This window comes from Labrenzia sp. 011 (genome assembly GCF_003075075.1).
Taxonomy (GTDB): Bacteria; Pseudomonadota; Alphaproteobacteria; order Rhizobiales; family Stappiaceae; genus Roseibium.
This window is the reverse complement of record NZ_QCYM01000004.1, coordinates 268,845-280,037: the sequence shown is the minus strand read 5'-3', so window position 1 is coordinate 280,037 and position 11,193 is coordinate 268,845. Positions and strand designations below refer to the sequence as shown.

General features: G+C 63.4%; 9 protein-coding genes. 6 read left to right on the top strand and 3 right to left on the bottom strand.

Features of this window, described 5'->3' with window-relative positions; translation table 11 throughout:
- Window positions 1-477: 477 nt before the first annotated feature.
- From DCO57_RS07440 to ptsP, 6 genes are all read left to right on the top strand, one after another.
- Window positions 478-1,467, top strand: a complete 990-nt coding sequence (locus DCO57_RS07440; RefSeq protein WP_116698221.1) for a flagellar motor protein MotA — start codon at window positions 478-480, stop codon at window positions 1,465-1,467.
- 4 nt (window positions 1,468-1,471) lie between these two features.
- Entirely contained in the window at window positions 1,472-2,503 is a 1,032-nt protein-coding gene (locus tag DCO57_RS07435; protein WP_116698220.1) for a peptidoglycan -binding protein, read from the top strand.
- Window positions 2,504-2,903: 400 nt separating this feature from the next.
- Window positions 2,904-3,743 (top strand): MIP/aquaporin family protein, encoded by an 840-nt coding sequence (locus tag DCO57_RS07430; protein ID WP_116698219.1) that lies wholly within the window; start codon window positions 2,904-2,906, stop codon window positions 3,741-3,743.
- 2 nt (window positions 3,744-3,745) lie between these two features.
- On the top strand, window positions 3,746-4,813 hold the full coding sequence (dhaK, locus tag DCO57_RS07425) for a dihydroxyacetone kinase subunit DhaK (RefSeq protein WP_116698218.1): 1,068 nt from the start codon (window positions 3,746-3,748) through the stop codon (window positions 4,811-4,813).
- Window positions 4,814-4,815: 2 nt separating this feature from the next.
- A complete protein-coding gene (gene dhaL / locus DCO57_RS07420) occupies window positions 4,816-5,469 on the top strand; it encodes a dihydroxyacetone kinase subunit DhaL (RefSeq protein WP_244287899.1) in 654 nt (217 codons plus the stop codon).
- Window positions 5,466-7,964: a phosphoenolpyruvate--protein phosphotransferase gene (gene ptsP / locus DCO57_RS07415; RefSeq protein ID WP_116698217.1), complete on the top strand. Its 2,499-nt coding sequence runs from the start codon at window positions 5,466-5,468 to the stop codon at window positions 7,962-7,964. The genes dhaL and ptsP overlap by 4 nt, the downstream gene beginning before the upstream one ends.
- A gap of 102 nt (window positions 7,965-8,066) precedes the next feature.
- Here ptsP and DCO57_RS07410 read toward each other — a convergent pair whose 3' ends face one another.
- The 3 genes from DCO57_RS07410 to DCO57_RS07400 are packed head-to-tail and all read right to left on the bottom strand — an operon-like array spanning window position 8,067 to window position 10,968.
- Window positions 8,067-9,173: an ABC transporter ATP-binding protein gene (locus DCO57_RS07410; RefSeq protein ID WP_116698216.1), complete on the bottom strand. Its 1,107-nt coding sequence runs from the start codon at window positions 9,171-9,173 to the stop codon at window positions 8,067-8,069.
- The gene (locus DCO57_RS07405) at window positions 9,170-9,964 is read right to left on the bottom strand and encodes an ABC transporter permease (RefSeq protein WP_116698215.1); all 795 of its coding nucleotides are present in this window, start codon (window positions 9,962-9,964) and stop codon (window positions 9,170-9,172) included. The genes DCO57_RS07410 and DCO57_RS07405 overlap by 4 nt, the downstream gene beginning before the upstream one ends.
- Complete coding sequence (locus DCO57_RS07400) at window positions 9,961-10,968, bottom strand: ABC transporter permease (protein WP_116698214.1); 1,008 nt, start codon at window positions 10,966-10,968, stop codon at window positions 9,961-9,963. Before DCO57_RS07400 ends, DCO57_RS07405 begins: the two co-directional genes overlap by 4 nt.
- Window positions 10,969-11,193: the final 225 nt, after the last annotated feature.

The window sequence follows — 11,193 nt, the reverse complement described above, 5'->3', positions numbered from 1 at the left end:
GGAACCTCCTGTCTGATGATTGAGAACACCCCAATCGTCAGACAGAACCGCCTATCCGCAAAACACGCCGTGAAGATCATCCCAATCGCCCGCCACGAGCACCATTGCCGCGCGAGCGGCTTAGTCCTCCCCCCCTCTGTAGACATTCGCTCGTTGTGCAACGAACAGCAGCTTTCCGGACCAGGGCGAGCCGTTTAGCGACCGAGATGAGGGAAAGAAGCAACGTCAGTCGCCGTGCGCTACACTGTCAGTTCAGCGCCAAAATGCACCATGCCTCGGGTCAGCCCGAATGCCCACGTCCACCAACCGGTATCCGGAAACCTGTCCCTTTCCGGGCGATCAGCATCCCCCTCGCAATGGCCTCCCTCGCCTCTTTCCCACCTTTATTCGCGCTTTCCCTCCGATAAGAGGTTTCCAACCTGTTAAAAATCACGCTATCAATCGGTTAGCTCCTCAACAGGTGACAGATAGCGCAATATGGCCCGAGAATTCGACCCCTACAGCCTGTCCAGCCCGCGGGCGTATCTGACCTTCATGATCATCTTCCTGGTGATCGTGGCCTTTATCGCCTTCATCCTGTTTCCGCAGATCTCCACCGCCTTCATGAGCAACCCGGGCCTTAACGGGCTCATTGTCCTGGTCGGCGTCTTCGGCGTACTGCTGCTGTTCGGACGGGTCATCCGGCTGTTTCCGGAAATCACCTGGGTCAACAGCTTCCGCATGGGCGATCCTGCTCTCGACACCCGCTCGCCCGTTCTGCTGGCCCCGATGGCCGCCCTGCTGGGCAACAAGGGCGGCGACATGGCGCTGACGCCGACGACCGCCCGCTCGATCCTCGATTCCATCGGCATGCGCCTTGAGGAATCGCGCGAGATCTCGCGCTATCTGACCGGCCTTCTGGTTTTCCTCGGCCTGCTCGGCACCTTCTGGGGCCTGCTGCAGACCGTCAGTTCCGTGGGCGCGACCATTCAGTCCCTCGACGTGGGTTCCGGCGACGCCAATGTCATTTTCGAGGATCTGAAGGCCGGGCTCGAAGCGCCGCTGTCCGGCATGGGGACGGCATTTTCCTCCTCGCTCTTCGGCCTCACCGGCTCTCTCGTGCTCGGCTTTCTCGACCTTCAGGCCGGTCAGGCACAGAACCGCTTCTACAACGAACTGGAAGACTGGCTGTCCACCGTCACCGACATCGATCCGGAAGACACCCTGTTCAACGCGCCGGATTCGCCGGGCGTCGAACACATCCAGGCCTCGATCTCCGCGCTTCAGAAAAGCGTCGAGGAAGGCGGTGGCAAGAACGCCAATCAGGCCATGGCCAATCTGGCGGAAGGCATCCAGGGCCTGGTCAAGCATGTGCGCTCCGAACAGCAGATGATGCGCGACTGGGCCGAGGCCCAGGGCGAACAGCAGAAACGCATCGAGGGACTGCTTTCCTCCATTTCCGCCGCCTTCGACCGCGCAAAGGAGTAGGGCCATGGCAGGACTCCGCTCGCGCCGCCGGGCCCAGTCGACGGATTACTGGCCCGGCTTCGTCGATGCCATGGCGACGCTCCTGCTCGTCATCATCTTCCTGCTGTCCATTTTCATGATCGCCCAGTTCTTCCTGTCCCAGCAGCTGTCCGGCAGGGACACGGTGCTCAACCGCCTCAACGCCCAGATCAGCGAACTGACGGAACTGCTGGCGCTGGAACGGGCCAACTCGGGCGAGCTGGAAGATACGATTGTCAGCCTCCAGGCAAGCCTGAGCGACGCCGAGGCCGAACAGAGCCGCCTGATGGGGCTGCTCGAAAGCAGCTCCGGCGCGGCGGATGTCGCCGGCGGGCGGGCGGCGACCCTGGAAAACCTTCTCGACGACGAACGCCAGGTCAGCCAGGAAGCCCTGGCCCAGGTGGAACTGCTCAATCAGCAGATCGCCGCCCTGCGACGCCAGATCGCCGCCGCCAATGCGGCGCTCGAAGCGGCGGAAGCCAAGGAATCCGACAGCCAGGCCAAGATCGCCAGCCTCGGACGCCGTCTCAACGCCGCCCTTGTCCAGCGCGTGCAGGAGCTCTCCCGCTACCGGTCCGACTTCTTCGGCCGCCTGCGGGAAATCCTCTCCCAGCGCTCCGACATCTCCGTGGTCGGCGACCGCTTCGTGTTCCAGTCCGAAGTGCTGTTCGATTCAGGATCGGAAGACATCAATCCCGACGGCCGCCAGGAACTCGACAAGCTCGCCGACGCCATCCAGGAACTCAGTCAGCAGATCCCCGACGAGATCAACTGGGTGCTGCGCGTCGATGGCCATACCGACGCCCGGCCGCTTTCCGGCACCGGCCGCCTGCGCAACAACTGGGAACTCTCCGCCGCCCGCGCGATTTCCGTCGTCCGCTATCTGATCGAACGAGGCGTCGACCCGAAACGCCTCGTGGCCGCCGGCTTCGGCGAATTCCAGCCCCTGGTCGAAGGCGACACGCCCGATGCGCTCGCCAGCAACCGCCGCATAGAGCTGAAGCTGACCGAACGCTAGGGACTGACCTCCTGAAGGAAGATGAAGCGGTTTGAGGCGACCTGGTCTTCATCAAGGAACGAAAGCGCAGGAAATGTGGTTCATTTTCAAGCCTTTCGAGACGCAGGTGGCCCCGGCGACGACGCCCTTCACAGCCGTCGCGGAAAGCCCGTTTTCCGCAGCCCTCTTTCCCTCGATACGTTTTTTTCACGGGCAAGCGCGGCCGCTTTGCGGGATTTGTGAACGGATCGGCTTTCCGATTTTTTGAAAGAATGACCGGGGTTGATCCGGATCAATCAAAATTGCCACGCGCCTGATACTTTCCCCGTGTGCAACATCGCTTTCCGTCAAAGCAAATCAAGACAACCGAAAAGACAGACCCGACAACGGGCGTTGCACCTGTCGTGCAGGGAGCAAGCTGATGCGCAAGGGAATAGTTCCTGAGATGGTCGCCGAAGGTATCGGAACCTTCATTCTCGTTCTCTTCGGCGTGGGTGCGGTGGCCGTGTCCGTGTGGACCGGAGGTCTCAGCCTCTGGCCCGTCTCGATGATGTTCGCCCTCGGCGTGGCCCTGGGCGTCTATGTATCGGGCAAGATTTCCGGCGGTCACATCAATCCGGCGGTGACCCTGGCCCTGGCCGTGTTCACCGGCTTTCCATGGTCCAAGGTCGCGCCCTACATCATCGCGCAGATGCTCGGCGCCATTGTCGCCGGCGCGGCAATCTACGGCTTCTACTCGGGGATCATCGAACATTACGAACTTGGCGCCGGCCTGGTCCGCGGTGCGCCCGGCAGTCAGCTGAGCGCCATGGGTTTCGGCACCTATGCGCCGAACCCCGCTTTTGTCGGCACGACCGCGGAATCCTTCGCCCAGGTTTCCCTGGTCAAATGGTTCCTCTCGGAAGCCTTCACCACCACCATACTCGTCTTCGGCGTCCTGTTCCTGACCGACCAGCACAACACCTCCGCGCCGTCGGCCAATCTGGCGCCCTTCTTCATCGGTCTGCTGGTGGCGGCTCTGGTCGCCTATGAGGCGCCGATTTCCATGACCGCGATGAACCCGGCGAGGGATCTGGGCCCGCGCCTCGTCTCCTTCATCTTCGGCTGGGGTGAAATGGCCTTTCCCGGACCGCGGGGCGGCTGGTGGATCCCGGCCGTGGCCTCGATCGCCGGCGGGCTGGTCGGTGGCGCCTTCTATCGCGGCTACTATCGCGCGGTCTTCAAGGCCTACGACACGGAAACACCGGAATGGGAGAAATAACCATGAAAAAGCTGGTCAACAACGCCGAGGACGTCACCGTCGAACAGCTGAAGGGCTTCGGCCTTGCTCATGACGAGATCGACGTGCATTTCGATCCGAATTATGTATGTGTCGCCGCGCCCGTGCAGGACCGTGTCGCCGTCGTGTCCGGCGGCGGGTCCGGGCATGAACCGCTGCATGGCGGATATGTCGGCCTTGGGATGCTGGACGCGGCCTGTCCGGGTCAGGTCTTCACCTCGCCGACCCCCGACCAGATGTTCGAGGCCGGCAAGGCCGTCCATGGCGGACGCGGCATCCTGCAGATCGTCAAGAACTACACCGGCGACGTGATGAACTTCCAGATGGCCGCCGACATGCTGCGCGACGAAGGCATCGAGGTCCGCAACATCATCATCGACGATGACGTGGCCCTCAAGGATTCCCTCTATACCGCCGGCCGTCGTGGTCTCGGCACTACCGTGATCGCCGAAAAGGTCTGCGGTGCCGCCTCTCTGGAAGGCTATGACCTCGATCGGCTTGCCGCGCTTTGCAAGAAGGTCAACATCCACGGCAAGAGCATGGGCATGGCGCTGACTTCCTGCACCACCCCGCAGAACGGCACGCCGAGCTTCGAATTGCCGGAAGACGAAATGGAGATCGGCATCGGCATTCACGGTGAGCCGGGCATCCTGCGCGACAAGATCAGGAGCGCCGATGAGGTGACCGAGATCCTGACGGACCGCATTCTCGACGACGAGGCCTATACGCGCAACCTGAGCGAATGGGATCCGGCGAAGGGAGACTGGACCGACGTGGAGGTCACCGACATCACCCTGCAGAAGGGAGATGAGGTCATTGCCATCGTCAACGGGATGGGCGGCACGCCCCTGTCCGAACTCTATACCGTCTACGCCAAGCTGGCCGATCTCACCGCCCGTCGGGGCATCAGGATCGTCCGCAGCCTCGTGGGCAACTACATCACGTCGCTGGAAATGGCCGGTGTCTCCATCACGCTGGTCAAGACCGATGAAGAGATCCTGCGCCTGTATGATGCGCCCGTGAAGACGCCGGCGCTGCGGTGGGGGATGTGACCATGACGGAAACCCTGACCACAGCCGTGACCGCGCCGATGGTGCGGGCATGGATCGAAAGATCGGCAAAGGTGCTTGCGGACAACCGCGCGTATCTGACCGAGCTCGACGCGCCGATCGGCGATTCCGATCACGGCAACAACATGGATCGCGGCTTCAAGGCGGCCCTGGAAAAACTGCCTGAGGGCGATGATATCGGCGCCATGCTCAAATCGGTGGCAATGAGCCTGATCTCCAAGGTCGGCGGCGCCGCCGGACCGCTCTACGGCACCATGTTTCTCGACGGAGCCAAACCCCTGGCGGGCAAGACCTCCCTGAGCGCGGACGAACTGGCCCAGTTTTTCGATGACGCGGTTGCCGGCGTCATGAAACGCGGCCGCTCGGACGTGGAGATGAAGACAATGCTGGATGCCCTGGCGCCCGCGGCAAGGGCCTTCCGGGAAGAAGCCGCCAAAGGCAGCGACATTCGGGCCGCCCTCAAGGCTGCCGCGGAAGCGGCCAGACAGGGCATGGAAGCCACCATCCCGATGCAGGCGCAGCGCGGGCGCGCAAGTTATCTCGGCGAACGCAGCATCGGCCACCAGGACCCGGGGGCAACCTCCAGCCACCTGATCCTGCAGGCTTTCTCCGACGTTGTTGAAGAGGCCGCGCAGTGATTGGAATTGTCATTGTCTCGCACAGTCGCAAACTGGCCGAGGGTCTGAAGGAAATCGCCGACGTGATGAGCGGCCAGCCGGTGCCCGTTGCTGCGGCAGGTGGCGTGGACGATCCGGAAAACCCGCTGGGGACGGATGGAGTCCGCGTTCTGGACGCCATCCGCGAGGTCATGTCGGACGAAGGCGTTCTCGTCTTCGCCGACATCGGCTCGGCCAGGCTGAATGCGGAAATGGCCATCGACCTGCTGGAGCCCGAAGAGCAGGAAAAGGTGCATTTCTGCGATGCCCCCCTTGTCGAAGGCGTGCTTGCCGCCGCCGTCCAGATCGGCGCGGGAAGCCCGCTTCAGGCCGTCATGGGCGAAGCCCGTCAGGCGGCAGCGCAAAAGCCCCCTGCTTCTGAAGCTCCCCGGGACGCACAGTCCGGTGGCGTGACCCGCGAATTCACCATCCGCAATCCCATGGGTCTGCACGCCCGGCCCGCCGCGCTTCTGGTCACCGCCATGAACGCCTTTTCGGGAGAGATCCGGCTGGCCAACCTCAGCAAGGGCAGACAACCGGTCAACGCCAAGAGCATCAACGGCATCATGCTCTCGGAAGTGACCGCCGGCGACAGGATTTCGCTGACGGCCGAGCCCGCCGAAGCGGAGGCGGTCTTTGCTGCCTTCGAGGAGCTGATCGGGAAGAATTTCGGCGACGAAGCCACTGCCTCCCCGCCCGCTGCGCCGGTGGAGACCCCGGCTGCAGCTCCCCAAACCGCACCGCCGTCCTCCTCCGGAACCCTGTCAGGCACCCTGGAGGGCATTTCCATCGCCAGCGGTTTCGCGCTCGGCCCGCTCCACCATGTCAGGAACACCCTGCCGGAGATCGAGCCGGTGGAGGTCGCGGACCCGGCCGCCGAAACCGAACGTTTCACCAGGGCCCTGGCCGATGCGGAAGCCGAAATCACCGCATCCCTGGCCGCGGCGGGACAGCGGATCACCGCCTATGACCGCAAGATCTTCGATGCCCATATAAGCTATCTGCACGATCCGGAAATCATCGGGACCGTGAAGCGACGCATCGCCGACAAAGGCATCTGCGCCGAAGCGGTCTGGCGCGAAGTGGTCGCCGATCTGGCCGGAACCTATGCCGCCCTGGAAGACCCGCTGCTGAAAGCCCGGGCCTCGGATATCATCGATGTCGGCCTGCGCGTCCTGCGCTTTCTGACCGGCGGAGAAACCGCCGCGGCCGCCGTGAGCGAACCTTCGGTTCTGGCCTTCGCCGATCTGCGTCCATCGGATGTGCTCGCCCTCGACGAAAGCAGGATCCTGGGAATTTGCGCCATGACCGGCGGCAAGACCTCGCACGCGGCGATTCTCGCCAGCGCGCTGAGCATTCCGGTGGTTTTCGCTGTCGGCGAGCAACTGGCCGGTGTTGCGGAAGGCACACAGGTCCTGCTCGACGGCACGGCCGGCAGGCTCACCGTTGCCCCCGACCCGGCAGCCATCGCCACGATGAAAAAGGACCGCAAGACCTGGGAGGACCGGCGCGCCCGGGCCGAAGCGCTCAAGACACGTCCCGCGCAAACATCCGACGGTCATGAAATCCGGGTCGCCGCGAACATGGCATCGGTGGAAGAGCTCGGCGTGGTCGCTACCAGCGGCGCGCAGGAAGTCGGCCTGCTGCGCACCGAGTTCCTGTACATGCGCCGCGAAGCCGCCCCCGGTGAAGACGAGCAGTATGAGGTCTACCGCACCCTTGTGGCCGGTCTGGAGGGCAGACCGCTGACCGTGCGCACGGCCGACATCGGCGGCGACAAGCCGGTTCCCTATATGGACAGGCCGCCGGAGGCCAACCCCAATCTGGGCTGGCGCGGTCTGCGTTACAGCCTCGCCGTGCCGGAATTCTTCGATGTGCAGCTCGCCGCGATCCTGCGCGCCAGCGCCCATGGCCCCGTGCGCATCATGTTTCCGCTCGTCAGCACCCTGCAGGAGCTGCGGGCCGCGAAGGAACGGGTCCGCGCCGTGATGGCGACGCTTCGCAGCCGCGGTCTCGCGTTTGACGATACCCTGGAGATCGGCATGATGATCGAGGTGCCGGCGGCGGCCGAAATGGCGGACATGCTCGCGCCCGAAGTCGACTTCTTCAGCATCGGCACCAATGACCTGACGCAATATGTCATGGCCGCGGACCGGGCCAACGCCAGGGTTCAGGACCTCTTCGACCCGTTCAATCCAGCCGTCCTGCGCATGATCGCCCGTTCCATCGAGGCGGCCCATGCGGCCGATATCTGGATAGGCATGTGCGGCGCGATGGCCGGCAGCCCGATTGCGGCACCGATCCTTCTGGGGCTGGGACTGGATGAATTCAGCATGACGCCGTCAGACATCGCCGAATTCAAGCTCACCGTGCGGGACCTCGCCTTGCCGGACTGCCGCACCCTGGCAGCGGACGTCCTGAAACTGAGCTCGGCGGATGCGGTTCGCGAAAGGGTCGCCGGTTTACACGGCGGCTGAAGCGGCTGCCGCGAAAGGTCACGGTCGCCCCAACGACCCGAGCCGCCCCGCAGGAGGCGGCTCGTCACCGCTCGTGGCGGGGCGTCTGAACAGAGGTGCCCGTCAGTCGCGAAGAACCGCCATGGCTTCCTGCGACCAGCTGGCCCAGACAGGCGCCTCGCCCAGACCGTTGGCCAGAGCCGTATCCACATAGGCCCGCATGGCGAATTCGGGCGCGTTCTCCGCGCGCAGATCCAGTTCGGTCCGGCTGCCCTTGAAGGTCCGCCCGGCAATCCGCACGGCAACCGCATTGGGCTGGTCCTCCGGCTTGTCGAGGGAGAGCTTCATGCCTTCGAGACGGATCGAGGCGGCGACCTGGTTGCCGGGCTGCAATCCTCCGGAGACCGGCGGACGCCCGGCCAGCTTCAGGCCCTTCCAGTCGAGGGTAACGTCGGCACCGCTGACCGCGTCGACGCGCCCTTCGATCAGATTGGTTTCGCCCACGAATTCGGCAACGAAGCGCGACGTGGGATGGAAATAAAGCTCCTCCGGCGTGCCGTCCTGTTCCACCACCCCGTTGTTCATGACGACGATGCGGTCGGACATGGTCAGCGCCTCGTCCTGGTCATGGGTCACGAAGAAGAAGGTCTTCGACGTCCGGCGCTGGATCGACTTCAGTTCCGCCTGGACCTGTCCGCGCAGCTTGGCATCCAGCGCGCCCAGCGGCTCGTCCAGCAGCAGAAGCGCCGGGTCGGGAGCCAGCGCCCGGGCAAGGGCCACACGCTGGCGCTGACCGCCCGAAAGCTGGTCGGGAAGACGGTCGGCGAGGGCCGAGAGTTCCAGGAATTCCATCAGCTCGTCGCAGCGCTTGGCGATATCCCGCTTGCCCAGCCCCTTGAGTTCCAGACCGAAGGAAATATTGCGCCGGACCGTCATGTGCGGGAACAGCGCATAGTCCTGGAAGACCATGTTCACCTTGCGGCGGTTGGGCGGAAGGCTGGTCACGTCTTCCCCGTTGACGATGACCCGCCCGGAGGTGGGGGTCTCGAAACCGCCGAGAATACGCAAGGTGGTGGACTTGCCGCAGCCCGACGGCCCCAGGAAGGTGACGAATTCACCTTCCCGGATCGACATGGTCAGGCTTTTCAGGGCTTCCGTGTCGCCGAAGCGCTTGTTGATCGCGTCCAGGCGAACGATCTCCCCGGCACCGTTGTCTTGGGAGTCTGTCATGAGTGTAATTTCCCTTGTTTCATCCGGCGCGTGGTCCGTTCCGCCCATATGCCGAGGAGGCCGGTCAGAACCAGGACCACGGTTGCGATTGCATTGATTTCCGGCGACATGCCCGAGCGCAGCTTGGCGAAGATGAGCACCGGAAGCGTCGGCTGGTAGCCGCCCAGAAAGAAGGAGCGCACGAAGTCGTCGAAACTGATCAGCATGCAGAAGACGCCGCCACCGATAAGCGCCGGCCGCAGGTAGGGCAAGGTGACCCGCATGAAGGCGATGATCGGATCGGCGCCCAGATCCCGGGCCGCATCGAGATGGCTCTTCGGCAGGGTTCCGAGCCGGGCCGCGACGATCAGCACCACGAAGGGCACATTGTGCACGGCATGACACCAGATGATGGCGCCGGTTCCCGGCGGGATTCCCCAGAGCTGCGCATAGATGCGGAAGGAAATCGCCGAGATGATGCCCGGGATGAGTGCCGGCAGAAGCGTCAGTCCGTAGATGAGCCCCTTGCCGACGAAGCCGCGTCCGTTGAGAAGCACCGCGATCCAGACCCCCACGGCAAGGGACACGAGCGTGGAGGAAACCCCGATCAGCATGGAATAGCCGAAGGCCGACAGGACTTCCGCATCCCCGAAGACCTCCAGATACCAGTCCAGCGTCCAGGAGCGGATCGGAAAGCCGATGAATTTGGAATCCTTGAAGCCCATGGTGACCATGAGGATCAGGGGAACGAAGATATACAGGACGAAGGCCCAATAGATCATCGACATCACGAGGCGCGTGTGGCGGGTCATTTGCGCACTCCCTTCTGCAGTCGGTTCATCATCTGTCCGAACGCCAGGCTGATCGCCAGGGCCGTCACGAACATCAGGCAGGCGAAGGCGGCGCCGGTCGGCCATTCATCCCCGGCGGTGTGGAAGAAGCCAGCGATGGTTTCCGCGAAGACTGTCGTCGAGGGCCCGCCCAGCAGAACCGGCGTCGCGTAATATCCGGTCGAGATCAGGAAGACGAGCGTCGCACCGGAGGAGATGCCCTCCAGCGACAGCGGCAGCGTGACCTTCCAGAAGCGCGCCCAGGGCCCCGCGCCCAGATCCGCCGCCGCTTCCGTATAGCTGCGCGGCAGCTTCTCAAGAGCGGAGTAAAGCGGCAGCAGCATGTAGAGCGCGCTGAGATAGATGATGCCGACGGAAAGTGAGAAGCCCGTATACATGAAGGGAATCGGCCGGTCGATCAGACCGAGCCACTTGAGCACCAGATTCACCGCACCGTTGTTGCCCAGCAGGATCATGATGGCATAGGTACGCACGATCTCCCCGACCCAGAACGGGATCAGCAGCAAGAGCAGGAAGATCATCTGGTTTGAACGCTTGACGTGACGGGCCAGGAAATAGGCAACCGGATAGGTTAGTACAAGCGTCGCCAGCGTCAGCGTGGCGGCAAAGGCAAGCGTGCGGAAAAACGGCATGATGAAGATGGCACTGCCGAAGAACCGTGCGTAGTTGTCCAGAGTGAATTGCTGTTCGTAGCCGCTCGAGACCGGATAGGCCTCGACAAAACTGACGTAGAGCATCTGCAGCATGGGCCCCAGATGCTGGGTCAGCACCCAGAGCACCGGAAACGCGATCAATATGGCGAACTGGCGTCTCGGCGAACTCAGCAGAGCATTGGAGAACGCCTGATAGACCTGCGACGCAGCGATCACGCCCCACAGCGATCGTCCGTCCCGTTCCCCCGTCCGGGTCACGGCGCCGCTCTTACCCGCCAGTGTCGCAGCGCTGGTTTGAACCTTTCCAGGCATTGTTTTTTCCTCGAACAAGACAGCGGCCCCTGCCAGGACCACGGTCGAATGTAGTCTATCCGGATTTCGAAACAGGCCGCAGCCGTTTGCGCCGCACCTTCTCGCGAAGGACAAACGCGATGATGTGTCGACCTCCGAGAGCGGCCCCTCGACGCGCATGGCAACACGGGTCCGTCTCCGGCCGGCACCCCTTCCGGAGCCCCGCCCCGGAGCATTTGCGAGAAT

Bases quoted from the DNA above. Each gene is read 5' to 3' on its own strand.
- DCO57_RS07440 (WP_116698221.1), top strand. From the start codon at position 478: ATGGCCCGAGAATTCGACCCCTACAGCCTGTCCAGCCCGCGGGCGTAT.
- DCO57_RS07435 (WP_116698220.1), top strand. From the start codon at position 1,472: ATGGCAGGACTCCGCTCGCGCCGCCGGGCCCAGTCGACGGATTACTGG.
- DCO57_RS07430 (WP_116698219.1), top strand. From the start codon at position 2,904: ATGCGCAAGGGAATAGTTCCTGAGATGGTCGCCGAAGGTATCGGAACC.
- dhaK (WP_116698218.1), top strand. From the start codon at position 3,746: ATGAAAAAGCTGGTCAACAACGCCGAGGACGTCACCGTCGAACAGCTG.
- dhaL (WP_244287899.1), top strand. From the start codon at position 4,816: ATGACGGAAACCCTGACCACAGCCGTGACCGCGCCGATGGTGCGGGCA.
- DCO57_RS07410 (WP_116698216.1), bottom strand. From the start codon at position 9,173: ATGACAGACTCCCAAGACAACGGTGCCGGGGAGATCGTTCGCCTGGAC.
- DCO57_RS07405 (WP_116698215.1), bottom strand. From the start codon at position 9,964: ATGACCCGCCACACGCGCCTCGTGATGTCGATGATCTATTGGGCCTTC.
- DCO57_RS07400 (WP_116698214.1), bottom strand. From the start codon at position 10,968: ATGCCTGGAAAGGTTCAAACCAGCGCTGCGACACTGGCGGGTAAGAGC.